General features: G+C 66.4%; 25 protein-coding genes. 10 read left to right on the top strand and 15 right to left on the bottom strand.

Annotation, left to right across the window (positions count from 1 at the left end; genetic code table 11):
* The first annotated feature begins 142 nt into the window (after positions 1–142).
* Positions 143–706: a GNAT family N-acetyltransferase gene (locus BLR29_RS18775; RefSeq protein WP_255371310.1), complete on the top strand. Its 564-nt coding sequence runs from the start codon at positions 143–145 to the stop codon at positions 704–706.
* A gap of 80 nt (positions 707–786) precedes the next feature.
* Here the strand turns inward: BLR29_RS18775 and BLR29_RS18770 are convergent, their stop codons facing one another.
* Entirely contained in the window at positions 787–1236 is a 450-nt protein-coding gene (locus BLR29_RS18770; protein ID WP_092138533.1) for a GNAT family N-acetyltransferase, read from the bottom strand.
* Positions 1233–1694 (bottom strand): carboxymuconolactone decarboxylase family protein, encoded by a 462-nt coding sequence (locus BLR29_RS18765; RefSeq protein ID WP_092138632.1) that lies wholly within the window; start codon positions 1692–1694, stop codon positions 1233–1235. The genes BLR29_RS18770 and BLR29_RS18765 overlap by 4 nt, the downstream gene beginning before the upstream one ends.
* Before the next feature lie 91 nt (positions 1695–1785).
* Here BLR29_RS18765 and BLR29_RS18760 point away from each other — a divergent pair, with 91 nt between their 5' ends.
* Complete coding sequence (locus tag BLR29_RS18760) at positions 1786–2322, top strand: MarR family winged helix-turn-helix transcriptional regulator (RefSeq protein ID WP_092138532.1); 537 nt, start codon at positions 1786–1788, stop codon at positions 2320–2322.
* A 57-nt stretch (positions 2323–2379) separates the two neighbouring features.
* On the opposite strand, the gene BLR29_RS18755 is transcribed toward BLR29_RS18760, so the two are convergent.
* Together BLR29_RS18755 and BLR29_RS18750 are read right to left on the bottom strand one after the other, a co-directional pair.
* Complete coding sequence (locus tag BLR29_RS18755) at positions 2380–3630, bottom strand: M20/M25/M40 family metallo-hydrolase (RefSeq protein ID WP_255371322.1); 1251 nt, start codon at positions 3628–3630, stop codon at positions 2380–2382.
* 84 nt (positions 3631–3714) lie between these two features.
* A complete protein-coding gene (locus BLR29_RS18750) occupies positions 3715–4971 on the bottom strand; it encodes an allantoate amidohydrolase (protein ID WP_092138530.1) in 1257 nt (418 codons plus the stop codon).
* Positions 4972–5379: 408 nt separating this feature from the next.
* On the opposite strand from BLR29_RS18750, the gene BLR29_RS18745 reads away from it, so the two are divergent.
* Entirely contained in the window at positions 5380–6783 is a 1404-nt protein-coding gene (locus BLR29_RS18745) for a C4-dicarboxylate transporter DctA (RefSeq protein ID WP_092138529.1), read from the top strand.
* A 51-nt stretch (positions 6784–6834) separates the two neighbouring features.
* Positions 6835–7527: a GntR family transcriptional regulator gene (locus tag BLR29_RS18740; RefSeq protein WP_092138528.1), complete on the top strand. Its 693-nt coding sequence runs from the start codon at positions 6835–6837 to the stop codon at positions 7525–7527.
* Between the two features lie 203 nt (positions 7528–7730).
* Here the strand turns inward: BLR29_RS18740 and BLR29_RS18735 are convergent, their stop codons facing one another.
* Complete coding sequence (locus BLR29_RS18735) at positions 7731–8648, bottom strand: LysR family transcriptional regulator (protein ID WP_092138527.1); 918 nt, start codon at positions 8646–8648, stop codon at positions 7731–7733.
* 92 nt (positions 8649–8740) lie between these two features.
* The gene (locus BLR29_RS18730) at positions 8741–9436 is read right to left on the bottom strand and encodes a hypothetical protein (protein ID WP_092138526.1); all 696 of its coding nucleotides are present in this window, start codon (positions 9434–9436) and stop codon (positions 8741–8743) included.
* Positions 9437–9701: 265 nt separating this feature from the next.
* On the opposite strand from BLR29_RS18730, the gene gcl reads away from it, so the two are divergent.
* The 6 genes from gcl to BLR29_RS18700 all read left to right on the top strand — a co-directional run bounded on the left by gcl (position 9702) and on the right by BLR29_RS18700 (position 17537).
* Positions 9702–11486 (top strand): glyoxylate carboligase, encoded by a 1785-nt coding sequence (gcl, locus tag BLR29_RS18725; RefSeq protein WP_092138525.1) that lies wholly within the window; start codon positions 9702–9704, stop codon positions 11484–11486.
* A gap of 123 nt (positions 11487–11609) precedes the next feature.
* Positions 11610–12392, top strand: a complete 783-nt coding sequence (hyi, locus tag BLR29_RS18720) for a hydroxypyruvate isomerase (protein WP_092138524.1) — start codon at positions 11610–11612, stop codon at positions 12390–12392.
* Between the two features lie 15 nt (positions 12393–12407).
* Positions 12408–13373: a 2-hydroxy-3-oxopropionate reductase gene (gene glxR / locus BLR29_RS18715; protein ID WP_369804652.1), complete on the top strand. Its 966-nt coding sequence runs from the start codon at positions 12408–12410 to the stop codon at positions 13371–13373.
* Between the two features lie 141 nt (positions 13374–13514).
* Positions 13515–14846 carry a glycerate kinase type-2 family protein gene (locus BLR29_RS18710; protein WP_092138522.1) on the top strand — a complete coding sequence of 444 codons (1332 nt, stop codon included), beginning with the start codon at positions 13515–13517 and terminating at the stop codon, positions 14844–14846.
* A gap of 73 nt (positions 14847–14919) precedes the next feature.
* Entirely contained in the window at positions 14920–16404 is a 1485-nt protein-coding gene (gene pyk / locus BLR29_RS18705) for a pyruvate kinase (protein WP_092138521.1), read from the top strand.
* Positions 16405–16646: 242 nt separating this feature from the next.
* Positions 16647–17537, top strand: coding sequence for a KPN_02809 family neutral zinc metallopeptidase (locus BLR29_RS18700; protein ID WP_092138520.1), 891 nt, complete (start codon positions 16647–16649; stop codon positions 17535–17537).
* 358 nt (positions 17538–17895) lie between these two features.
* Here the strand turns inward: BLR29_RS18700 and BLR29_RS18695 are convergent, their stop codons facing one another.
* The 9 genes from BLR29_RS18695 to BLR29_RS18655 all read right to left on the bottom strand — a co-directional run bounded on the left by BLR29_RS18695 (position 17896) and on the right by BLR29_RS18655 (position 23685).
* Complete coding sequence (locus tag BLR29_RS18695; protein ID WP_092138519.1) at positions 17896–18243, bottom strand: hypothetical protein; 348 nt, start codon at positions 18241–18243, stop codon at positions 17896–17898.
* Positions 18244–18565: 322 nt separating this feature from the next.
* Positions 18566–18997: a nucleoside diphosphate kinase regulator gene (gene rnk / locus BLR29_RS18690; RefSeq protein ID WP_092138518.1), complete on the bottom strand. Its 432-nt coding sequence runs from the start codon at positions 18995–18997 to the stop codon at positions 18566–18568.
* 165 nt (positions 18998–19162) lie between these two features.
* Entirely contained in the window at positions 19163–19357 is a 195-nt protein-coding gene (locus BLR29_RS18685; protein WP_092138517.1) for a hypothetical protein, read from the bottom strand.
* A gap of 97 nt (positions 19358–19454) precedes the next feature.
* On the bottom strand, positions 19455–19889 hold the full coding sequence (locus tag BLR29_RS18680; RefSeq protein ID WP_092138631.1) for a Cd(II)/Pb(II)-responsive transcriptional regulator: 435 nt from the start codon (positions 19887–19889) through the stop codon (positions 19455–19457).
* Between the two features lie 115 nt (positions 19890–20004).
* Positions 20005–20382: an adenosylmethionine decarboxylase gene (speD, locus tag BLR29_RS18675; protein ID WP_092138516.1), complete on the bottom strand. Its 378-nt coding sequence runs from the start codon at positions 20380–20382 to the stop codon at positions 20005–20007.
* Between the two features lie 8 nt (positions 20383–20390).
* Positions 20391–20597: a hypothetical protein gene (locus BLR29_RS32480; RefSeq protein ID WP_176860992.1), complete on the bottom strand. Its 207-nt coding sequence runs from the start codon at positions 20595–20597 to the stop codon at positions 20391–20393.
* A complete protein-coding gene (locus tag BLR29_RS18665) occupies positions 20554–22134 on the bottom strand; it encodes a DUF4178 domain-containing protein (RefSeq protein ID WP_092138514.1) in 1581 nt (526 codons plus the stop codon). The genes BLR29_RS32480 and BLR29_RS18665 overlap by 44 nt, the downstream gene beginning before the upstream one ends.
* 9 nt (positions 22135–22143) lie before the next feature.
* Positions 22144–23217: an SPFH domain-containing protein gene (locus BLR29_RS18660; RefSeq protein ID WP_092138513.1), complete on the bottom strand. Its 1074-nt coding sequence runs from the start codon at positions 23215–23217 to the stop codon at positions 22144–22146.
* 81 nt (positions 23218–23298) lie between these two features.
* A complete protein-coding gene (locus BLR29_RS18655; RefSeq protein ID WP_092138512.1) occupies positions 23299–23685 on the bottom strand; it encodes a DUF350 domain-containing protein in 387 nt (128 codons plus the stop codon).
* Positions 23686–23784 lie beyond the last annotated feature (99 nt).

Genomic DNA, 23784 nt, shown 5'->3' with positions numbered 1-23784 from the left:
TATCCCGCACTATATACAAGCGCTGGCGGCGCCGGCACGATAAGGTACCGGATGTGGCGGGCATGTATCGTGCATGTCCGCTTTACCCCTGAACCGTGGCCACCGGCCATCGGCTGGTCCACCCTTCCCTGCCCGATTCATCGTGTCCGAATCTTCCGCCGTCCTGACCCGCAAGTCCTTCCGGCTGCGTGACGCCACCCCGGCCGATGTGCCTGCGATCCACGCCATCTACTCCCACCACGTGCAGCACGGCCGCGCCTCGTTCGAGGAAGTCGCGCCGACGCTGGACGATATGCACCTGCGCCTTGCCGAGGTCCGCAAGAAGGGCCTGCCGTATATCGTGGCAGAACGCGACGATGAGATCCTGGGCTACGCCTATGCATCGGCCTACCGCGCGCGCAGCGCCTACCGGTTTGCGATCGAGGACTCCATCTACATTGACCACCGCCACACGGGCGAGGGCCTGGGCCGCGCGCTGCTGGCCGACTTGATCGCCCGCTGCGAGACCGGCCCGTGGCGGCAGATGGTGGCTGTGGTGGCCCTGACCTCCACCGGCGAAGGCGCCGGATCGGTGGCCGTGCACGAGCGGCTGGGCTTCCGGACCGTGGGCCGCCTGGAGTCCGTCGGATTCAAGCACGGTCAATGGATCGACACGCTGCTCATGCAACGCCCGCTGGGTGCCGGCAACGAGACGATTCCCAGCTGAAGCGCCAACGCAGGCGCCGACGCGATCCGAAACCCCTGCTTCGCCCTGGCCAGGACCGCGTCACGTCATGCTGAAGCGACCTATTGGTCGAGCACGACGTTGAATCGCAGCGCGGCCGCCAGCAGGCCGTTGCGGTAGTAGAACCGGTGCCCGAGCACGTTGGTCAGCGGCGTATCCAGCACAAGCTTGTGGCAACTGAGCTCCCGCGCCTCCGCCTTGAGCCAGTCCATCAGCGCGTGGCCGTACCCACCGCTGCGCGCCTGGGCATCCGTCACGAGGTCATCGACGTAGAAATGCAGGCCGTGAACCAGGTTGTCCTGCAGCCGGTAGCCAGCCAGCGCCATCAGCCGGCCATCATCCCAGAGTCCAGCCAGCCGGTAGCCGACGTCCGCCTGCCGGCGCCAGCGCGCCACAAACTCGTCCGCGTCCGCCAGGTGGGGCCGCAGCTGGTGCATCAGAGGGAAGCATGCCGCGACCTCGGCACCCGTGTCGATGCGACGAATCTGAACCTGCCCGACGATCGCGCTCATGCCTGGTTTCCGGCACCGGCAGCCGGCGGCGGCGGAAAGTGGAGGCCAACGGCGATCCGGTTCCAGGCGTTGATCCCGGCAATCGTGGCGGCCAGGTGAACCAGCTCGCTTTGCTGGAAGGTTGCGCGGGCGGCAGCGAGCGCTGCATCGCGTGCGGCAGGATCGGCCAGGCAGGTCAGTGCCTCTGCCCAGCCGAGCGCCGCCTGTTCGCGCTCGCTGAAGATGCCGGCGTCGCGCCAGCCTGCCAGCAGGTCGAACTTGCGCGGATCGATGTCGAGCTTGCGCGCGATATTCAGGTGGAATTGCAGGCAGAACGCACAGCCGTTGATCTGCGAGACGCGGAGTTTCACCAGCTCCGTCAGCGCCTTGTCCAACCCGGAAGCGTCCACGGCCTTGCTGACGCCGCCCAGTGCCGCGTAGACATCGGGCGCGATATGCGTGAATTCCTGAAAGTCCATCATGAATGCTCCTTGCTCATGTTGGTTACATGGCTCGACACGTTGAGCTAACATGTCAGAGCACGAATATTAATGTAAGAGCTCTGACAACATGTCGAAGACCCTGCCGTCCAAGGGGAAAAAGGCTGCCGCCGCCCACCCCGCCCCCGAAGCGCTATCCGACGCCCTGCCCATCCCACGCCCCGGCGAAGGCAAGCGCGGTGAAGGCGGCTATCTGGCGTACCTGCTGAGGCAGGCCAGCGCCGCCAACCGGCTGCGCATGGAGCGGCAACTGGCCGACCTCGGTGTCACATTGCCGCAGTTCTTCGTGCTGACGATGCTGGGCGCCTATCCGGGCATCTCGGGTGCCGACGTGGCGCGCCTGGCGCTACTGACACCGCAGACAGTCAGCGTGATCATGAACAACCTGGAGAAGATGGGCGCGATCTCCCGGACGCCGCATCCGGTTCACGGCCGCATCCAGACCATCGCGCTGACCGACGCTGGCCACACGATGCTGGCCGCGTGCAAGGAGCGGGCGAAGTCCGTCGATCAGCAGTTGCGCGCTGGCCTGTCGCCGGAAGAGGAAGGGATCATCCGCCGCTGGCTGGTCAGCCTGGCGGAGCCGCTCGAAGCCGGCACCCAATGAAAAAGGCCCGCGGACTGGCGTCTCGCGGGCCGGAATCACAACAAGGGAATCAGAACATCAGGCCATCAGGTCCGACAGGGCCAGCGCCACCACCTTGGTCGCGCGGTTCAGGTCGTTCAGGCGCAGGTTCTCGTCCGAGTTATGGCCGCGCGCTTCCATCAGCGTGCGCGGACCCGCGCCGTACAGCACAGTGGGAATGCCGCGGCTCGTATAGTGACGCGCATCGGTGTAGAGCGGCACGCCCTGCACCGGGATCTCCACGCCGAAGACGGCCTCCGCACGCTGCTTCAGCGCGCCGATCAGCTTTTCCACGCCCGGCAGTTCCGACAGCGGCTCGGCCAGGATGATGCGTTCCACCTTCACTTCGATACCCGGACGATCCTTGGCGGCGCGCTCCACCACGGCGCGGATTTCGCTTTCCGCGTCGAAGCCGATTTCCTCGGGAATCATGCGGCGGTCCACGCGGAACGTGACGAGGTCCGGCACCACATTGGTGTTGATGCCGCCCTTGATCAGGCCGACATTCAGCGTGGCGGTGTCGATGCCCGGCACCTTGGACTTGCGCGTGGCCAGTTCGGCGCGCAGGCCATAGATGGCCTGCAGGATGTGCGTGGCGGCTTCGATCGCATCCACGCCGGTGTGCGGCATGGCGGCGTGGCCCTGCTTGCCCTTGACCGTCACCTCCACGTGCAGGCAGCCGTTGTGCGCCGACGTGATGCCATATGAGAAGCCGGCCGAGATCGCGTAGTCAGGCTTGGTCAGGCCTTCGTCGAGCAGGAACTTCGGGCCGATGTCGCCGCCGGTTTCCTCGTCGTAGGTGAATTGCAGTTCCACCGTGCCATTCAGTTTGGCGCCCTGCTTCTCGGCGTTCATCAGCGCCAGCACGGCGTAGGCATAGGTGGCGAAGTCCGACTTCGACACGGCTACGCCGCGGCCATACATGACCGGGCCGTGCTCGCTGTCGGCGATCTCGCCGCCGTACGGATCCTTGGTCCAGCCCAGGCCCGGCGGCACCACGTCGCCGTGGGCATTCATGGCGATGGTCGGGCCGCCGCTGCCGAACGTCTTGCGCACGAGCAGGTTCGTCGCGCTGATCATGCCGGCGGCCTTGACCTTGTCTTCCGGCACCTTGTGGGCTTCGACGGTAAAGCCCAGGCCTTCCAGCAGCGCCTTGGCGCGCTTGCCGTGGGCTTCGCAGTCGCCGGACGGGTTATCCGACGGCACCTTGACCAGCTCGGCCAGGAACGCTTCCTGCTGCGGGCGCTGTTGGTCGATGTACTGCGTGAGCGTGGTCTCGATGGGGTTCATGTTGTCTCGTGCGGTCATGTCTTTTCTCGGATATCGGGAATCTTTGATGGTCGTCGTCGCCAGGATCGTTTTTGAAACGACCTCTCAGTGGGGACGCTGGAAATGCTCGACGAAATCGGCGAACACGCGCGCGGCCGTCTGGGCGTCTTCCGACGTCATGATTTCAGTGGGGTGATGGCTGATACCGCCGTTGCCGCAGCGCACGAACAGCATGGCCACATCGGCGATGGCGGAGATGGCCATCGCGTCATGGCCCGCGCCGGAAGGCAGGTGCCGCACCGGCACGCCCTGGCGGCCGACGGCCTCGGCCCATTGCGATTGCAGCCACGGCGCGCACGGCACGCTGTTGGCCTCGTGCGTCTTGCGGACCTGCACGCGAACATTGCGGCGCGCGCCCACGCGTTCGATTTCGGCCAGCACGTCGTTGACGGCGGCCTGGCGCTCGGCGTCTTCGCCGGCACGGATGTCGATCGAGAACACCGCGCGGCCCGGCACCACGTTGGTGGCGCCGTTGGGCACGTTGAACTGGCCGACCGTGCCGACCAGGCCCGGCTTGCCGCCACAGCGACGCTCGATGTAAAGGCCGATCTCGGCGCCGGCCATGGCGGCGTCACGCCGCATGTCCATCGGCACCGTGCCGGCATGGCCGGCCAGCCCTTCCAGCTCGACGATATAGCGCGTGGCACCGGAGATGGCGGTCACGACGCCCACCGGCAAGCCTTCGTTCAGCAGCACCGGGCCCTGCTCGATATGGACTTCGACAAACGCCAGCACCTGCTTGCGGTCATGCGCGGCGGCGGGCAATTGCGCCGCGTCGAAACCTGCGGCACGCATCACGTCGCGCATGGTCTGGCCGGATTCGTCGACGTTGTCGAGCACGCTGGTGTCGAACGTGCCGGCGATCGCCCGGCTGCCCAGCAGCGTGGCCTTGAAGCGCACGCCCTCTTCCTCGGCAAACCCGACGACCTCGATGGCAAACGGGAAGCGCTTGCCCTGGCGATTCCATTCCGCCACGCAGGCAATCGGCAGGATCACGCCGAGGTTGCCGTCATAGCGGCCGCCATCGCGCACAGTGTCGAAGTGGGAGCCGGTCAGCAGCGCGGGCGCGTCGGGCGACGTGCCTTCGTAGCGGCCGATCACATTGCCGGCGGCGTCGCGGCGCACGGTCATGCCGGCTTCCTGCATCCACGCGGCCAACTGAGCGGCGGCGCCGTGGTGCGCATCGGTCAGGTACGTGCGGGTGAGCATGCCGGGCTGCTCGGTGTGGACGGCCAGGGTATCGGCCCAGGTCATGATGCGCGTGCCGACTTCAGCGGCGAACGGCGTCGGGGATGCTGCCATTGCGTGTCTCCTGCTGGTGGTGCCTCGTTGGTGCCTTTGGTGTCTGGTCTGGCGATAGCCCGGCGCGAGGGTCCTGGCGGTGGCGCCAGTCCGGGCTGGCGCCCGGTGCCGTAGCTCTATTCTCTGCGATTCATGTTAGCACAGTGAATTCAAAAATTGCATACAAAAATGATATGCACTATATTGGCCTCCACGTACCGACAATCCGCTGCGGACAATCCAGTCCCGACAAGTGGATTGCGTGGATTCCGCCCCAACAGGGGGGCTTTCCGCGCGCGGCAAGGCTCCCGGGCCGATCGCTGCACGATGCGTCAGGCCAGCTTCACGTCCCAATGTGACGGCTGGCATTCCTGAATCAGATCAGGGCCTGCCATGCCCGACATGGACCGGCCCGGCACGGAGACAACGATGCAGCATGCAGTTCAACCGCAGCGCGCCGCCGGCGCACGCCTGCACACCCGCTTCACCCGTTCCCTGTTCGGCCAGGTGCTGATCGCCCTGGTGCTCGGCACGGTCGTTGGCCTGCTGTTCCCCGAATTCGCCACCAAGCTCAAGCCGCTGGGCGACGCCTTTATCAAGCTGATCAAGATGCTGATCGGCCCGATCGTGTTCTGCGTGGTGGTGGCCGGCATCTGCGGCGCCGGCGAACTCAAGAAGGTGGGCCGCGTAGGCATCAAGGCCGTGGTGTACTTCGAGATCGTCACGACGATCGCGCTGGCGCTGGGCATCATCCTGGCGTACGTCTTCCAGCCGGGCACGGGCATGAACGTGAACCCGCAGTCGCTCGACGCCTCGGCGATGGCCGCCTACGTGGAAAGCGCCGGCAAGGTGAAGAGCGCGGGCACGGTGGACTTCCTGCTCAAGCTGATTCCCAACACGGTGATGGGTGCCTTTGCCAGCGGCGACGTGCTGCAGGTGCTCCTGATTTCCGTGCTGTTTGGCTGCGCGCTGTCGCTGGTGGGTGAACCCGGCCGGCCCCTCGTGAGGCTGATCGACACGTTTTCCCACACGCTGTTCAAGATGATGGGCTTCATCATCAAGCTGGCGCCGCTTGGCGTGCTGGGTGCCGTGGCATTCACGGTCGGCAAGTACGGCATCGGCTCGCTCAAGCAGCTCGGCTTCCTGGTCATCCTGTTCTATGGCGCGGTGGTGATCTTCGTGGTGGGTGTGCTGGGCGGCATCATGCGGCTGTGCGGATTCTCGGTGATCAAGCTGATTCGCTACCTCAAGGCCGAACTGCTGGTGGTGCTGGGCACGGCGTCGTCGGACAGCGTGCTGCCGCAGGTGATGAAGAAGCTGGAGTTCATGGGCATCCGCAAATCCGTGGTGGGCCTGGTGATCCCGACCGGCTACTCGTTCAACCTCGACGCGTTCTCGATCTACCTGACGCTGGCGGCCGTGTTCATCGCGCAAGCCACCAATACGCCGCTTGCGCTGGGTGATCTGCTGGGCATCCTCGCCGTGGCGCTGGTGACCTCCAAGGGCGCGCACGGCATCCCGGGCTCGGCCATCGTGATCCTGGCGGCGACGCTGTCGGCGCACCCTGCCATCCCGGCCATCGGCCTGGTGCTGGTGCTGTCGGTGGACTGGTTCATCGGCATCGCCCGTGCGCTGGGCAACCTGATCGGCAACTGCGTGGCCACGGTGGTCGTGGCGGCCTGGGAGAAGGATATCGACCGCGAGCGGGCCCACGGCGTGCTCAACGGCACCATCTCCGCCGGCGATCTGGACGAGGGCCTGGCGGCCATGACGGACGCCAGTGGGGAAGTCCCGGTAGCGGCCGCGCTGCCTGGCACCGTGGCGGGGCGCTAGAATCTCGTCATTCCCTTCACCGCGCAGGTCCGTCAGGCGACGCGCGACACCATGCCCGAGCACATCGATCCAGATATGACCGCCGAGGCGATTGCCGACGACATCGTCGCGGCCATCGTCTCGCACCGGCTGCCACCCGGCACCAAGCTGCGCGAGGAGGCATTGGCGAGCGTCTACCGCGTCAGCCGCACCAAGGTGCGTGCTGCGCTGCTGATGCTCTCCAAGGACAAGGTCATCCAGATCGTGCCGGACAAGGGCGCATTCGTGGCCAAGCCAAGCGCCGAAGAGGCGCGGGAAGTCTTCGCCGTGCGGCGCATCCTGGAGGCGGCACTGGCGCGCGAGTTCGTGGCCAAGGCCACGGCGGCCGACTACAAGCGGATCGACAAACACCTGTCGGCGGAACGCAAGTCGCTTGCCGGCAACGATGCGCAGATTCGCACCCGGCTGCTCGGCGACTTCCACATCGTGCTGGCGGAAGTCGTCGGCAACCATGTGCTGACCGCGATCATGCGCGAGCTGTCGATGCGCAGTGCGGTGATCACGATGCTGTACCAGAGCCGTCGCGACGCCACGTGCTCATCCGACGAGCACCGGGAGTTCATCGAGGCCGCGCGCGCCGGCGATGCCGATCGTGCCGTCGCGCTGATGGTGGAGCACCTGGCGCATGTCGAGAATGCGCTGCACTTTGAGGAAGTTCCGGCCGCGGCACGCGCCAAGGATCTGGTGGCCGCGTTGCTGGCTTAGGCGATTGCTGCCAGCTTGATCGGCATCAAGGACGCGGAGTACGGGGTGGGCGCATCATTCCTCTCGCCATGAAGTTGCGGGGGCGCACTTCATGGGCTCTCCCCGTCCTTCGCAAGAAGGACTGCCCGCAGACCGCAATGGCTGCGGGCTTTTTCTTTTGTGCGACGCGCATCGCGCATCCCCACGCCACCCCCCCCACCGATTCAACCTTCGCTGCGGCCCGTCCAGTAACCGGGCTTGGCGAATGCCGCTTTCAGATGTTCGATGAAGAAGCGGATCTTGGCCGGCACCGGCCGCTGCTGCGGGTACACCGCCAGGATGTCGTAGTCAGGCAGCGCATATTCGTCCAGTACCGTAATCAGCTCCCCGCTTTCCAGTTGCGGCAGGATTTCCCACGTCGACCGCCATCCCAGTCCGAGGCTCTCGCCGGTCCACCGATGCAGCAGCTCGCCATCATTGCAATCCAGATTGCCGTTCACCCGCACCGTCACCGTCTTGCCGTTCTGCTGGAAGTACCACCCGCGCTGCTGGCCACCCTGAAGGTTGAAGGCCAGACAGTTGTGGCGCTCCAGGTCCTCAAGCGTATGGGGAACACCGTGCCTGGCGAAGTACGCCGGCGTACCGCACACGACGCGCTTGTTGGTCGCCAGCTTGATGGCCACGAAATTGGGATCGATCGCGCCGCCAATGCGAATGCCGACGTCGTAACCCTCGCGCACCAGATCCACCACGCGATCGGTGAGGTTGAACGAGATCTGCACCTCCGGGTTGGCCTTGAGGAAGGCCGGCGCATGCGGCGCGACATGCTTGCGGCCGAACGCCGCCGGCGCCGACACGATCAGGTGGCCGGTGGCCTTGTGCTTGCCCTCGGCAATCAGCATCTCGGCGCGGTCCAGGTCGGACAGCGCCTTCTTGCATTGCTCCATGAACGCGGCGCCCTGCTCCGTCACCACGATACGGCGCGTGGAGCGATGCAGCAGCTTCACGCCGATGCGCGCTTCCAGCGCATTGATGCGGCGACCGATCATGACCGGCGTGACGTTCTGCGTCAGCGCCGCCGCGGCCATGCTGCCGTGTTCCACCACGGCGATAAAGGCTTCGATTTGTTTGAGTTTGTCCATATGGGCCAGCTAAGCCATTTGTCTCCTGCTGGCACATTGTGAGGCATCCGCGACGCGATGGGCATCCCCGCGCTGCTATGCGGCCCATCCACTCATGCCGATGACGGTGACGGCTGGCGCCCCTTGAGCAGCGCCTCGTTGATCTCGGCGGCCTCCCCCAGCACGTGGGCAAGCCGCCGCAGCGGTCCGCAACATTGCAGCTGGGCGAACAGCGCGAACGCGGCGCCGATCACCAGCACGGCACCATAGATCGCCACCAGCGCGGGCGCGTTGCCGGGTGGCGTGACGGCGATGCCATCGGCCAGCACCAGCGCAGCCGGTCCGAGCGCGAGCACCAGCGCCACCGTCCGCGCGGCGCCTTCCCACAGGCGCGCCTGCAGGACGATGCGGCGTTGGCGCGCCCGCAGCTGCAGCGACGAGATTCGGCCGAGGCGCAGCAGCAGGGCGTTCTCGATCTCGCTTTCGGTATCGACGCGCCGTGACAGCCAGCGCATCGGATGTTGCAGCGCATCACGCGCCGCCAGCATCCGGGCCAGCCACGCCGCCACGTAGAACACGCCGCTCGTCGCCAGCAGCACGTGGAAGAGCTGCGGCAGCCAGACCGGCGGCGTCTGGACGAGGACCTGGTGCCACCACACCAATGCCCCGCCCCCGACCAGTGTCGGCACCAGCGTGAGGACGAAACCCGCCCACAGCACAACGGCCAGCCGGCTTTCGGACGCTTTCGCGGCCGGCGCCGTCTGGAGCGCTTCGATCAGTTCATAGGTGGGCGGCAGCCGGGTGTACATGGCAAGGCAGTGACAAAACACAACCCGCTATTTTGGCCCGACGGCGGCTGCGGCCGATAGGCCAAACCGTACGAAAACAGACCAATCCCCACGCCGTGGGGGACTCCATGATACGTACCGATTTAGTCACATCGAATCGACCGATGCTGCGACATTCCTAACCACAGGTATCGAATCAACTGATCGCCCTTCTGTTTATCCACAGGCCGGTGCGGGCATAGCATCAACTCCAACACGAATCCCACCATTTCAATTGGAGACAGACATGCCGAAGATGAGAGCAATCGACGCAGCCATCGCCGTGCTGGAAAAGGAAGGCATCCATACCGTGTTCGGGGTGCCCGGCGCAGCCATCAACCCGTTCTACTCCGCCATGCGCAAGACCGGGACGATCAAGCACCTGCTGGCCCGTCACGTCGAGGGCGCCTCGCACATGGCCGAGGGCTACACCCGCGCCGAGCCCGGCAACATCGGCGTCTGCGTCGGCACGTCGGGACCCGCCGGCACGGACATGATCACGGGCCTGTATTCCGCCTGGGCGGATTCGATCCCCATTCTCTGCATTACCGGCCAGGCCCCACGCGCCCGGCTCTACAAGGAAGACTTCCAGGCTGTCGATATCGAATCGATCGCCAAGCCGGTGACCAAGTGGGCCGTGACCGTGCGCGAGCCGGCGCTGGTGCCGCAGGTGTTCCAGCAAGCGTTCCACCTGATGCGCTCCGGCCGTCCGGGCCCGGTGCTGATCGACCTGCCGTTCGACGTGCAGGTGGCCGAGATCGAATTCGATCCGGAAACGTACCAGCCGCTGCAACCGTACAAGCCGTCCGCCTCGCGCGCCCAGATCGAAAAGGCCATCAGCATGCTCAACGCGGCCGAGCGCCCGCTGATCGTGTGCGGCGGCGGCGTGATCAACGCCAATGCGTCCGAGTTGCTGGTCGAATTCGCCGAACTGGTCAACGTGCCCGTGGTGCCCACGCTGATGGGCTGGGGCGTGCTGGCCGATGACCACCCGCTGCAAGCCGGCATGGTCGGCCTGCAGACCTCGCACCGCTACGGCAACGCCACGCTGCTGGCCTCCGACTTCGTGATGGGTATCGGCAACCGCTGGGCCAACCGGCACACCGGCAGCATCGACGTCTATACGAAGGGTCGCAAATTCGTCCATGTGGACATCGAACCCACCCAGATCGGCCGCGTGTTCGGCCCGGACCTGGGCATCGTGTCCGACGCCGGCGCTGCGCTGGAACTGTTCGTGGAAGTCGCCCGCGAAATGAAGATGGCCGGCCGCCTGCCGTGCCGCAAGGCCTGGGTGGCCGACGTCCAGAAGCGCCGCCGCACCATGAAGCGCAAGAGCGACTTCGACAACGTGCCGGTCAAGCCGCAGCGCGTGTATCGCGAGATGAACCAGTACTTCCCGCGCGACGTGCGCTACGTCTCGACGATCGGCCTGTCGCAGATCGCCGCCGCGCAGTTCCTCTCGGTGAACCAGCCGCGTCACTGGATCAATTGCGGCCAGGCCGGCCCGCTGGGCTGGACGATCCCGGCCGCCATCGGCGTGAAGACCGCGTCGCCGGAATCGGACGTCGTGGCCATCTCCGGTGACTACGACTTCCAGTTCATGATCGAGGAGTTGGCCGTCGCCGCGCAGTTCAAGGTGCCGTACATCCACGTGGTGGTGAACAACTCGTACCTGGGCCTGATCCGCCAGGCACAGCGCAACTTCGAGATGGACTACTGCGTGCAGCTCGCGTTCGACAACATCAACGCGCCGGAACTCGAAGGCTATGGCGTGGACCACGTGAAGGTGGTGGAAGGCCTGGGCTGCAAGGCGATCCGCGTGTTCAAGCCGGAAGACATCGCGCCGGCCTTTGCCGAGGCCCGCGACCTGATGGCCGAGTACTCGGTGCCGGTGGTCGTCGAGGTGATCCTGGAGCGCGTGACCAACATCGCCATGGGCACCGAGATCGACAACATCAACGAGTTCGAGCCCATCGAAGACCTGGATGACGCCGAGGAGGCGATCCTGGTCGAGGAAACCGTCAACGCCTGAGGGCTACCGCGCCGGCGGATCGCCATCCGACCGGCCTGACGAGACCCGCCTCACCCTTTACCCTTCCCGCCCGCGCGGGAGGGGTAAGCATTGCCGCAACACCATCACCGAGAGAGACCAACAATGCCAAAGCTCGCAGCCAACCTGACGATGCTGTTTAACGAAGTCGGCTTCATGGACCGCTTCGAGGCCGCCGCCCGCGCGGGATTCCGCGGCGTGGAGTTCCTGTTCCCGTACGCGTTCCATGCGGACCAGATCGCCGACCGCCTGAGCCGCTTCCAGCTTGACCTGGTGCTGCACAACCTGCCCGCGGGCAAATGGGAAGCCGGCGAGCGCGGCATCGCCTGCCATCCGGACCGCGTCGGCGAGTTCCAGGACGGCGTGGGCGAAGCCATCCAGTACGCAAAGGTGCTGGGGGTGAGTCAATTGAACTGCCTCGCCGGCATCCTGCCGCAGAACGTGCGGCGCGAGCAGGCCAGCGAAACGCTCGTGGAGAACCTGCGCTTCGCCGCCAATGCGCTGGCGAAGGAGCAGATCGACCTGCTGATCGAGCCGATCAACACGTTCGATATCCCCGGCTTCTTCCTCTCGCGCACGCAGCAGGCGGTGGACCTGATTGGCCAGGTCAACGCGCCCAATCTCTACGTGCAGTACGACATCTATCACATGCAGCGCATGGAAGGCGAGATCGCCGCGACGATCCGCGCCAACCTGCCGAAGATCCGCCACGTGCAGCTGGCCGACAACCCCGGCCGCAACGAGCCCGGCACGGGCGAACTGAACTACCAGTACCTGTTCAAGTTCCTCGACGAGATCGGCTACGCGGGCTGGATCGGCTGCGAGTACAAGCCGAAGACCACCACGGAAGCCGGCCTCGGCTGGCGCGCCGCGCACGGCGTGCAGTGAGCCCCGCATTCCCGCATCCCCGGAAAAACAGATTCATACCCTTCAAGGAGACATCACATGGCAAACCAACGTAACGTCGGCTTTATCGGTCTGGGCATCATGGGCGCGCCGATGGCGGGCCACCTGCGCAGCGCCGGGCACACGCTGTTCGTGCACGACGTCAACCCCGCGCCGCAGGCACTCGTCGATGCCGGCGTGACGGTCTGCACCAGCGCCGAGGAAGTAGCCAAGCGCGCCGACATCATCATCATCATGGTGCCGGACACCCCGCACGTCGAGGCCGTGCTGTTCGCCGACAAGGGCGTGGCCGCCGCGTTCAAGACCGCCGGCAAGGAAGCCAGCTACGGCAAGATCGTGGTAGACATGAGCTCGATCTCGCCGATCGCCACCAAGGACTTCGCCGCGCGCATCAACAAGCTGGGCGCGTCGTACCTGGATGCTCCGGTTTCCGGCGGCGAAGTGGGCGCCAAGGCCGCGTCGCTGACGATCATGGTGGGCGGCCCCGCCGAAGCGTTCGACCAGGTGAAGCCGCTGTTCGACCTGATGGGCAAGAACATCACGCTGGTCGGCGGCAACGGCGACGGCCAGACCACCAAGGTGGCCAACCAGATCATCGTGGCGCTGAATATCCAGGCCGTGTCGGAGGCGCTGCTGTTCGCCTCGAAGGCGGGCGCCGATCCTGCCAAGGTGCGCCAGGCCTTGATGGGCGGCTTCGCGGCATCGCGCATCCTGGAAGTGCACGGCGAACGCATGGTCAAGCGCACCTTCGATCCGGGCTTCCGCATCGAACTGCACCAGAAGGACCTGAACCTGGCGCTGCAGGGTGCGAAGGCCCTCGGCGTGTCGTTGCCGAACACGTCGACCGCGCAGGAACTGTTCAACGCGTGCGCGGCCAACGGCTTCGGCAAGCTCGACCACTCGGCGCTGTGCCGCGCGATCGAGATCATGTCGAACCACGACATCGCCAAGGGCGCGAAGTAAGCATCTCACTCGCGTAGTCCCTGCAGCTCCCGTAGTCCCTGCCCTGCCCGCCGACGTGGCCGCGCGCGATGCGCGCCACGTCGGCGGATGCCGTTCTTCCCGCGTGTCACGCGCGGGATTTGCATCCCATCAGGACCCCACATGTTTGCCACCGATGCCAACGCCGCCTTGCTGTCGCCCGAGCGCCAGCCCGGCACGCCCGACTATCGCGAACCCCGCCACGCCCGCGCGCTGCTGCGCGACCTGTTCGATACCGCCGTGGCCGCCGTGAGCGCGAGCCATTGCCTGCCGCCGCACCTGCCGCAGCCACCCAGGGGGCGCACCATCGTCATCGGCGCCGGCAAGGCCGCCGCGGCCATGGCGCAGGCCGTGGAAGCGCACTGGCAAGGCGAGTTGTCCGGGCTGGTGGTCACACGCTACGGCCATGGTGCCGATTGCCGGCGCATCGAAGTCGTCGAAGCGGCGCACCCGGTGCCGGACGCCGCGGGCCAGCGCGCCGCGCAGCGCATGGTGGAACTGGTGCAAGGCCTGACCGCGGACGACCTCGTGCTGTGCCTGATCTCCGGTGGCGGCTCCGCGCTGCTGGCGGCGCCCGCGCCGGGTCTCTCGCTGGCCGACAAGCAGGCCGTGAACAAGGCGCTTCTCAGGAGCGGCGCGAGCATCGGCGAAATGAACTGCGTGCGCAAGCATCTCTCCGCGCTGAAGGGCGGCCGACTGGCGCTGGCGTGCGCGCCGGCGCGCGTGGAAACGCTGCTGATCTCCGATATTCCCGGCGACGACCCCACGCTCATCGCCAGCGGCCCGACGCTGCCGGACGCCACGACGTGCGCCGACGCGCTCGCGGTCATCGCCAAGTACGGCATCGATGTGCCCGCCAACGTGCGCCAACACCTGGAGAGCGGTGCCGGAGAAACACCGAAGCCCGGCGATGCCCGCTTTGCCGGCCATCGCAGCGTGACGCTGGCCAGCGCGCAGCAGTCGCTCGAAGCTGCCGCCGCGCGCGCACGCGAACTGGGCCTGACCGCCCACATCCTGTCCGACAGCATCGAGGGCGAGGCGCGCGACGTGGCCGAAGTGCATGCCGCCATCGCCCGCCAGGTGGCCACCCATGGCCAGCCATTCTCCAAGCCGTGCGTGATCCTGTCCGGCGGCGAAACCACCGTCACCGTGCGCGGCAATGGCCGCGGCGGCCGCAACGCCGAGTTCCTGCTGTCACTGGCCGTGGCGCTGGATGGCTTGCCCGGCGTGCATGCGATTGCCTGCGACACCGATGGCATCGATGGCTCCGAAGACAACGCCGGCGCGCTGCTGGGCCCCGACACGCTGACGCGCGCGACCGCACGCGGCCTGTCGGCCCGCGCGCATCTGGACAACAACGATGGCTACGGCTTCTTCGCGGGCGTGGACGACCTGATCGTCACCGGCCCGACGCGTACCAACGTGAACGATTTCCGCGCGATCCTGATCGTCTGATCCGGGTATCGCGCGTCCCCAGCAATATCGGCACGCGAGAGGCGTGCCGTCCGAGAATGGAAGAGGAGACAAGATGAGACGCCAGCGCAAAGCCAAGATCGTTGCCACGCTCGGTCCCGCCAGCACGGACAGCGCGGTGATCCGCCAGCTGTTCGATGCCGGGGCCGATGTGTTCCGGCTGAACTTCAGCCACGGCACCCACGAGGATCATCGCGCGCGCTACGACGCCGTGCGCCGCGTGGAGGCCGAGACCGGCCGCCCCATCGCGATCCTGGCGGACCTGCAGGGTCCGAAGCTGCGCATCGGCACGTTCGCGGCCGGCAAGGTCGCCGTGCGCACCGGCGATGCATTCGTGCTCGACAGTGATCCGACGCCAGGCGATGCGACGCGCGTCTACCTGCCGCATCCCGAACTGTTCCGCGCGGCCAGCGCCGGCCAGTCGCTGCTGATCGACGACGGCAAGGTCCGCCTGAACATCGAATCGGTGGCCAGCGGCAGCATCACCACGCGCGTGGCCAACAACGGCACGCTGTCCGACCGCAAGGGCGTGAACGTGCCCGATGCCGTGATTTCGATTCCCGCGCTGACGGAAAAGGACCGCAAGGATCTCGCGTTCGCGCTGGAGCTCGGTGCCGACTGGATTGCACTGTCGTTCGTGCAGCGTCCGTCGGACATCGTGGAAGCGCGCGAGATCATCGGCACCCGTGCCGGCGTGCTGTCGAAGATCGAGAAGCCGGCCGCCCTGCAGCAGCTCGAAGAAATCGTGCGCGTCTCCGATGCGGTGATGGTCGCGCGCGGCGACCTCGGCGTGGAGCTGCCGCCCGAGCGCGTGCCTGGCGTGCAGAAGCGCATCCTGCGCATCTGCCGCCAACTCGGCAAGCCGATCGTGATCGCCACGCAGATGCTGGAATCGATGATCGACTCGCCGGTGCCCACGCGTGCGGAAGCGTCGGACGTGGCCAGCGCCATCTACGACGGCGCCGATGCCGTCATGCTGTCTGCCGAATCCGCCAACGGCCGCCATCCGGTGCCGGCCGTCGCGATGATGGACCGCATCATCACCGAGGTGGAACGCGACCCGCTCTACCGCAACATGATCGACGCCCAGCACGAGGCGCCGCTCTCCACGCGGCAGGATGCGATCTGCGCGGCACTGCGCGAAGTCACGCACATCATCGGCGCCCGGGCGACGGTGACCTACACGTCGTCCGGCGCCACCGCGCTGCGCGCCGCGCGCGAGCGGCCGTGCGCGCCGATCGTCAGCATCACGCCGAACCTCGACATCGCACGCCGCCTGGCGATTGCGTGGGGCGTGCATTCGACGGTCAGCCCGGACGTGCAGAGCGTGGACGAGATGGTGGAGGCTGCCGCCCGCGCCGCGCTGGTGGAAGGCTACGCGGAGCCCGGCGACCAGATCACCATCGCGGCCGGCATGCCATTCGGCCAGGGCGGCACGACCAACCTGCTGCGCGTCGCCGAGGTCGGCACGGAAGTGGCCGGTGGCCTCGATGCGGAGTTCGGCATTGGCAACGCCGCGCGGGAGACCGCCACCGCCTGATGCGGCTGATGCGCCTGTTGCGCGCGGCACCGCACGACATGCTTTTGTTTTCCCTGAGTCGGGCAGGCTGACCCCCTGCTCACTGGCCGTCCGCGCTCTGGTCGTCGGGTGTCGCGGACGGCTCCTTTTTTCACGTAACGATTTGTGCACAGCATGTGGGCCGTCAGGTGCCGTTGCTATACTGCTCCGGCATCCGGCAGCCAATCGTGGCTGCCGTTTTACCCTGCATTGACGGAGCCCCCATGCGTCTCGATGACGAAGCCGAAAGCCAGAACGTAGAAGACCGCCGCGGTGGCGGCGGTGGTGGCGGGTTCGGCGGATTCGGCATCGGCGGCAAGTCCATCGGCATCGGCACCGTCATCATTGCGCTGGCCGCGTCCTATTTCTTCGGCATCGATCCCTCGCTGATCTTCCAGGGCGCCTCGGTCATCCAGGGCCAGCCGCAACAGGCGCCGCAATCGCAGGCGCACCGGCCGGCCGCCAACGACCAGCTGACCGTGTTCACGCGCAAGGTCCTCGGCAATACCGAGCGGACGTGGGAGCACATCTTCGAGACCGATCTGAATCGCCGCTACGCGCCGCCTACGCTCGTGCTGTTCTCGGGTGCCACGCCCACCGCGTGCGGAACCGGGCAATCGGCGATGGGGCCGTTCTACTGCCCCGGCGACCAGAAGGTCTACATCGACCTGGCGTTCTATGACGAGTTGCGCCAGCGCTTTGGTGCCGGCGGCGACTTTGCGCAGGCCTACGTGATCGCGCACGAGATTGGCCACCATGTGCAGAACCTGCTGGGTGTCTCCGGCAAGGTGGATGCCGCGCGTCGGCGGATGAACGAAGCGCAGGCGAACCAGCTTTCGGTGCGCATGGAGTTGCAGGCCGACTGCCTGGCCGGCGTCTGGGCCGCGACGGCGCAGCGCGCCAATCAGGCGCTGCTGGAGCCGGGTGACGTGGAAGAAGGCCTGAAGGCCGCGGCCGCCATCGGCGACGACCGGCTGCAACGGCAGGCGCAAGGCTATGTCGTGCCGGAAGCCTTCACGCACGGCACAAGCGAGCAACGCGTGCGCTGGCTGCGTCAGGGCCTGACGACGGGCGACATCCGCAAGTGCGACACCTTCGCCGCGCGGCAACCGTAGGTCACGCCACCGTCAAGGCGAGCGGCGCCGGAGGCGCGAGCAGGTCCGGGCGAAGCACATACGAAACCATGCAAATCGCTATAAGTCGCTGATAGTCGATACGAGTCGACATGGCGCGAGAGCGGTACAGCCTGAGTTCAGCGCAGACGGGGCGCCTTGGTACGGCAACAAGCGTGCGGGAGGTCGAGCGGAGGTCGTGCTGGGTCGTGCAGGCACGCCGGCATCGTTGCGGAGGGGAAAAACCTGAGGGGAAAAATCACCTGCGCGACGGAGAGAGAAGGAGGAGGTCGGTCGCGCAGGTGGGAGAGAAAACTGAGCGGCCACCGAAGTGGCCGCTGATGTCCATCAGGACAGGCAATCAGACGCGATAGCCATAGAGGTCGCCGTTACGGGCATTGTCGAGTGCCGACGCGGAGATCTCGCCGCTAAACGTGCGCGAGCCTTCGCTGAAGGTATCGAACTTGCCTTGGCGCGAGCCCTCGCTGAAGGTATCGAACTTGCCTTGGCGAGCACCATCCGTGTAGGTGTCGTACTTGCCAATCTTCGATCCTTCCGAGAAGGTATCGAACTTGCCGGTACGCGACGCGTCGGCATACACATCGAACTTGCCGACCTTGCTGGTCGTGGCGGGCGCGGCAATGGCAACTGCCGAGGCGGCAAACGCGGCGAACACAAGGGCGCCGCCAAGGATACGTTTGGCGTTCATCTGGGACTCCTTCAACTGATCATTACTTTTTTATGGACGCAGCTGACTGCTGCCCGGATGCGCAATCTTTGTTGCCATGCGAGCACGGAGTGAAGGTTAGTGGGTCGGCTGGAAACGAGAAATACCGCTGCGACGAATGGTGCGTTGCACGCCGTGAAACGACGGGCTTGCGGACGAACGGCACGGTTTGGCGACCGGCCGGCAGGCTTGCCGGCACCGGTCAGACGGAAGTGGCACCCCGGCGAAGCCAGTTCGCCCGGGGTTCAGGTAGCCAGTGCGGGGTGGGTACGCGGCTGCTTCAGAGCGTGAACTCGCCGCCGGTTCAGAGCGTGAACTGGCCGCTGGCTTCGGGCTGGAAGGCAATTTCGATCACCGTCACGCTCTGCGCCCGGCCGTCCGGCAGACGGTAATTCACCGTCTGCCCTGCCCGCGTACCCAGCAGCGCCTGCCCCACCGGCGACAGCACCGACAGCCGTCCGGCCGCCAGATCGGCGTCGTCCGGATACACCAGCGTCCAGTCGCGTGGCGCGGCCTCCCCCTCCAGCGCACAGACGATCCGGGAATTCATCGTCACGACATCCCTGGGGATGGCGTCAGGCGGCACGATCGCCGCACGCGCCAGCAGCGCATCGAGCATTTCATCGAGTTCGGCGGTGCCCGCCCGGCTGGCAATGCCCTCCAGGCGGGTCACGTCGAGTTCGGTCAGGTACAGGGTGGAAGACGCGGCGTTGGAAACGTTGGCGGACTTGGCCATGGCAATGCCTCTCTCGCTGAATGGCGGCCGGGTGCGGAATCGAGACGCGTGGCGGCCGTCGTGGGCTGGGAAATCGATATCCGGCGCGGAAACTGGCGCGCCGGCTGGTGAAACTGCGGTGGCTCAGGCCCGGTTCGGCGCCGGGACCCGCTTAGTGGGGATCGGTCAGGCCGGGAACCGGGCGGGATCAAGCGGGGCGCTGATCCGGCGGTCGGTGACGATGGCGGCAAGCGCCACCGCCGCGCACGCGTGCGCCGGCCGCGGAGTGCGGACCAGGGCGAAGGCGGCGAACGGCTGAGCGCAAGACATCGTGAGAAAAGTCTGGGATATGGGAAAGACGTCGATGTGACGAGCGGTCATGCTAGCACAGGCCGTCGCGTCGGTCTGGCACGGGCACCCCACTCTCGGCGGGAGCGGAGGTGGCTGGTGGAAGACCCGGGTGCCCCGTCGATGCAATTCAGTGCCGCGGATGGCACTCGCAGGCGGCACCTTCGGCCGCTTGCTGCAGGTTCTGCAGGATGCCGCACTCGCTGGCGGGATGCGGATTCGGCTTCTCGCAGGTGTGGCGCAGCGCGCGCAGCTGGCCTTCGAGTGCCTCAAGCGCCAGCCGCTGCGCGTGAATCTGGTCGATCTGGCGATCCAGCAGGGTGTTGATATCGTCGCAGGCCAGCGAGGGATTGCGCTGGAAGTCCCGCAGGCGCCGCACGTCGGACAAGCTCATGCCCAGCGAGCGGCAATGCCGGACGAAATTGAGCTGGACGAGATGACCGTCGCCATAGCGGCGATAGCCGTTGTCCTCGCGCTGCGGCGCATCCAGCAGGCCCTCGCGCTCGTAGTAACGAATGGTCTCAACGTCACAGCCGCTGTGGCGGGACAGCTCGCCGATTCGCATGATCATGTCCTCCGCGTCTCAAATCCCTGTAGTCATTACAGGGTTACGAACGGAGTGTAGACCATCCGCAAAGCCCCTGGCGCAGCAGTGGGTACGCGGCGATGATCCCGGTCCTTCAGGCCAGTCCGGGCCCCCGGGCCTGGTCGCGCACGTTGGCGACGGTCGGCGACAGCGCCGCCAGGATGACTTCAATGCCCAGTTCCGGCTGCGCGGTGCCGCACATGAAGATGTCCACCGCCGCAAACCCATATTCGGGCCAGGTGTGGATGCTGATATGGGATTCCTTCAGCAGCAGCACGCCGGTCACGCCAAGCCCCGGCCCGAAATGCTGGAAGCGGCCGTCCACCGGCGTGGCACCGGCTGCGCGCGCGGCGTCGTAGAGCACGCGCTCGATCAATGCGGCGTCAGTCAGCCGCGTCGCGGCCACGCCCTGCATGTCGAGCAGCAGGTGGCGGCCCAGGATCGGTGGACAAGGAAGCACGGGGGCATTCATCGCGGCGCTTATTTGTGGCCGGCACCGGACGACCAGCCACCGCTGCCGCCGCTGAAGCCCGAACTGCCGGACCAGCCCCGGCCGCGCGCGCCCGACGCATCGCCCAGCGTATAGAAGGTGACCCCGAACAGCACGGCCACGCCATAGACAAGAAACAGGAATCGCACGCGCTCAGTCTCCTCCGCCACCGTCACCACCACCGTCACTGTCACCATCGCCACCATCGCCATCGCGGCCGGATTTCCGCTCGCCCGTGTAGTGCTCGACGATCCAGACCGGCGCCCACAGCAGGAGCGTCCCGACGAACAGCCCGGCAAAGTTGCGCCCATTGAAAAACGCCAGCGGCAGGTTCAACACCCACATCACGATGGCCACGCCCCATGCCGTCTTGCGGCAATAGGCGAGATCGCCGGTCGGCGCCTCGGCCCGCCGGGCCTCCGACAGTCTTGCGGCCTCCGCCAGCGCCTTGTTGCCCTTGAACCATTGCGCCACCTGCGACCGGCTCACGGTCGTGGACAGCGTCCAGACGATCTCGGTCTCGCTGGTTTCGCGCGTCAGCCGTCGCGCCGGCGCGCCGAACTCGGTCAGCCGCGTGGTATCGCCGGCCTGAACCCGCCAGTTGAACGTGCCGGCGGCGTAGAGCACGCGGCTCTCGTAGTCGAAACCCTGCCGGAATTCCTTGCCCTCGAAGGCCGCCGTTTTTGCCGTCGACATACGCGGCCATGTATCCAGCACGCGCACGCGGTCCCAGCCGGCGTCTTGCTCCACCAGCCAGAGCAGTCCGGCTTCCTCGTTGAACAGCAGGTACTCGACCCACGTGGACGCCTCGTCCTCGTCGTCATCGATGCATTGCAGGAGCCCCAGCACCGTGTACGGCTTGCCGTCGATGGTGCCCACCTCGCCCGGGGTCAGGCTGGTCTGCAGCGCCTCCACCTCGGCATGCTTTTCCAGCACGATGGCGGTGGAAGTCGTGCAATCCACCTCGCTGTGGCAGCTCGGGCAGACGACAAAGCTGGCCATGCCCGCACGATAGGCGATCGGGCTGCCGCAGTTCGGGCAGCCGAGCGGCACGGCCTTGCCGCGATACTTGTCCGCGGTGCGGCCGATCTCGTCCGCGCCCCGCAGCAACTGGCACTTGAGCCCGGCGAGCGTGACCAGCTCGCCCGTGTACACCGATGGCGGATACCCGTCGGCATAGTCCAGCGTCAGGAAGCGGCCCTCGTTGCGGAAGTCCGCGACCTGCGCGGTCCAGCCCGCGCCCACCTGGAACGGCAGCTCGCCTTCGCCGCCGGTGCAGCGCGCCGTGCGCACGTCGCCGGCCTCGTAGCGGTACTTGTCGAAGAACAGCCCGTCGCCGGGCTTGAGCGTCTCGAACTTCGGCAGCGGATTGACCGAAGCCGTGGCGGCGGCCTCCGGCGGCATGCGCCGCGTGAGCATGTACTGGCCGGACGCATCGGCCAGCCAGCCATCGGTGCCGTCATCGAACAGCACATACCACTCGTTCCACAGGCCCGCGTCATAGCGCAGCTGGATGCGGCCGACCAGCGCAAAGCCCTGCCCCTGCCATACGCCGCTGGCATGGAGCTGCAGCGGCGTGTAGTCCTCCAGCACCGACGACATCTTGCCGATGCTGCGGACGGCGTCCGCTTCCCGCAGCAGCGTGCTGTGGCAATACTCGCAGACCGCCATGACGGCGGCGGACGAACGAAAGCTGACCTCCGCGCCGCAGCCCGGACAGTTGACCGTTTGCATAAGGGAGGATTAGCCGACCAGCTTCCTGAGGATCTCCGCCTTGGCCGTGTCGAACTCCGCTTGCGAGATCAGGCTCTTGTCGAGCAACTCCTTGAGCTTCTGCAGGCGCGCGGCCGGATCATCGGCGGGTGCCGGGGTTGCCCCAGCCGTCCCCGCCGCGCCAGCTACGGCCACTGGCACCGCAGGCGCGGGTACGCCCGGGGCACCGCTCGCGGCGCCGGCCACCCCGCCCGCCAGCCCGCCAGCCATCGCCTGACCCATCACCGCGCCGGCCGCCAGGCTCGCGCCCAGGCCGGCCACGCCGCCTTCGTTCTGCGCGGCGAGCGGGATCGAGCTGGCCACCTGGTACTGCGTGTACCGGGTCATATCGCCCATCATCCCCATCGAGATGCGCGTGTCGATCGCCTTCTGCAGTTCCTCGGGCAGCGAGACGTTGGTGACCGCGAAGTTGTCCAGCACCACGCCATAGCGCTCGAACTCGGGCGCCAGTTTCTCGCGGATCGTCTGCGACATCAGCGCCTGGTTGGCCGCCATGTCCAGGAACGGCACCGACGATGCGCCCAGCGTGCTGGTCATCGTGGCGATCAGCAGGTTGCGCAGCTGCTCTTCCACCTCGTCGCGCGTGTATTCGGCGCGGGTGCCGCTGATCTCGCTGTAGAACTTCGCCGCGTCGGCAATCTTGTACGAATACAGGCCGAACGCGCGCAGCCGCACCATGCCAAAGTCCGCATCGCGGATGGTGATGGCTTGCGGCGTGCCCCACTTGCGGCCGATCTGCAGCCGGGTGCTGAAGAAATAGACGTCCGACTTGAAGGGCGACTCGAACAGCTTGTCCCAGTTCTTCAGGTACGTCAGCACCGGCAGCGTCTGGGTGGTCAGCTTGTACATGCCGGGGGTGAAGACGTCCGCGATCTTGCCCTCGTTGACGAACACCGCCACCTGGGACTCCCGGACGGTCAGGCTGCCGCCGTACTGGATTTCCATGTCCTCCATCGGATGGCGCCATGCCAGTACGCCGTCCGTATCCTCCGTCCACTGGAGGATGTCGATGAACTGCTTCCTGATGAATGACCCGATGCTCATGTCAGCTCCTCTAAGGGGATATTCAGCAATGTTCAGGGTTGTGCCGGGATGTCCGGGGATGCCTGCCGGGCGCCCGTCCGGTCAGGACAGGCAGGCGGCATTGAGCACGCCCACGGTCACCGAAATGGTCCCCATCAGGCCGCCCATGGCGATGTTGTTGGATTCGATGGCAGCGTCCATGTCAGGCAGCGCGCGCGTCAGGGCCGCATAGACGGCGGCCTGCACCACCAGCGCGCCCAGCGACCACACCAGGAACATCAGGAAGGTGTCGTTATGCTGGATGCTGGAGGACAGCGTGAAGCAAAAGCCCAGCGTGCTCCCGGCCAGCGAAAGCCCTGCGGCAACGTTGCCCTGGCGGATCAGCGTGAACTCGTGGAACGGCGTGATCCTGGTGTAGACTCCGACGAACACGACCAGCAGCACAAGGCTTGCCAGCAAGTGCTCGACGTAGGCATAGATTGGTTGCATGGTTCGGGTTGCCGTGCCGGCCCTTCGTAGTCGACGTGGTGGTGGTTGTATCCGGTCCTTCGCGATGCGGAACTGCGCGGCAGAGTATAGCCGCAGTCG

This window comes from Cupriavidus sp. YR651, assembly GCF_900101625.1.
Taxonomy (GTDB): Bacteria; Pseudomonadota; Gammaproteobacteria; order Burkholderiales; family Burkholderiaceae; genus Cupriavidus.
The sequence above is the reverse complement of the archived record's forward strand: the minus strand, read 5'-3'. Positions and strand labels throughout refer to the sequence as shown.

Bases quoted from the DNA above. Each gene is read 5' to 3' on its own strand.
- hyi (WP_092138524.1), top strand. From the start codon at position 11,610: ATGCCAAAGCTCGCAGCCAACCTGACGATGCTGTTTAACGAAGTCGGC.
- BLR29_RS18770 (WP_092138533.1), bottom strand. From the start codon at position 1,236: ATGAGCGCGATCGTCGGGCAGGTTCAGATTCGTCGCATCGACACGGGT.
- BLR29_RS18755 (WP_255371322.1), bottom strand. From the start codon at position 3,630: ATGAACCCCATCGAGACCACGCTCACGCAGTACATCGACCAACAGCGC.
- BLR29_RS18765 (WP_092138632.1), bottom strand. From the start codon at position 1,694: ATGGACTTTCAGGAATTCACGCATATCGCGCCCGATGTCTACGCGGCA.
- BLR29_RS18655 (WP_092138512.1), bottom strand. From the start codon at position 23,685: ATGCAACCAATCTATGCCTACGTCGAGCACTTGCTGGCAAGCCTTGTG.
- BLR29_RS18760 (WP_092138532.1), top strand. From the start codon at position 1,786: ATGTCGAAGACCCTGCCGTCCAAGGGGAAAAAGGCTGCCGCCGCCCAC.
- BLR29_RS18680 (WP_092138631.1), bottom strand. From the start codon at position 19,889: ATGCGAATCGGCGAGCTGTCCCGCCACAGCGGCTGTGACGTTGAGACC.
- BLR29_RS18740 (WP_092138528.1), top strand. From the start codon at position 6,835: ATGCCCGAGCACATCGATCCAGATATGACCGCCGAGGCGATTGCCGAC.
- BLR29_RS32480 (WP_176860992.1), bottom strand. From the start codon at position 20,597: ATGGTGACAGTGACGGTGGTGGTGACGGTGGCGGAGGAGACTGAGCGC.
- BLR29_RS18735 (WP_092138527.1), bottom strand. From the start codon at position 8,648: ATGGACAAACTCAAACAAATCGAAGCCTTTATCGCCGTGGTGGAACAC.
- BLR29_RS18745 (WP_092138529.1), top strand. From the start codon at position 5,380: ATGCAGCATGCAGTTCAACCGCAGCGCGCCGCCGGCGCACGCCTGCAC.
- speD (WP_092138516.1), bottom strand. From the start codon at position 20,382: ATGAATGCCCCCGTGCTTCCTTGTCCACCGATCCTGGGCCGCCACCTG.
- BLR29_RS18660 (WP_092138513.1), bottom strand. From the start codon at position 23,217: ATGAGCATCGGGTCATTCATCAGGAAGCAGTTCATCGACATCCTCCAG.
- rnk (WP_092138518.1), bottom strand. From the start codon at position 18,997: ATGGCCAAGTCCGCCAACGTTTCCAACGCCGCGTCTTCCACCCTGTAC.
- BLR29_RS18665 (WP_092138514.1), bottom strand. From the start codon at position 22,134: ATGCAAACGGTCAACTGTCCGGGCTGCGGCGCGGAGGTCAGCTTTCGT.
- BLR29_RS18700 (WP_092138520.1), top strand. From the start codon at position 16,647: ATGCGTCTCGATGACGAAGCCGAAAGCCAGAACGTAGAAGACCGCCGC.
- gcl (WP_092138525.1), top strand. From the start codon at position 9,702: ATGCCGAAGATGAGAGCAATCGACGCAGCCATCGCCGTGCTGGAAAAG.
- BLR29_RS18710 (WP_092138522.1), top strand. From the start codon at position 13,515: ATGTTTGCCACCGATGCCAACGCCGCCTTGCTGTCGCCCGAGCGCCAG.
- BLR29_RS18730 (WP_092138526.1), bottom strand. From the start codon at position 9,436: ATGTACACCCGGCTGCCGCCCACCTATGAACTGATCGAAGCGCTCCAG.
- pyk (WP_092138521.1), top strand. From the start codon at position 14,920: ATGAGACGCCAGCGCAAAGCCAAGATCGTTGCCACGCTCGGTCCCGCC.
- BLR29_RS18685 (WP_092138517.1), bottom strand. From the start codon at position 19,357: ATGACCGCTCGTCACATCGACGTCTTTCCCATATCCCAGACTTTTCTC.
- BLR29_RS18750 (WP_092138530.1), bottom strand. From the start codon at position 4,971: ATGGCAGCATCCCCGACGCCGTTCGCCGCTGAAGTCGGCACGCGCATC.
- BLR29_RS18695 (WP_092138519.1), bottom strand. From the start codon at position 18,243: ATGAACGCCAAACGTATCCTTGGCGGCGCCCTTGTGTTCGCCGCGTTT.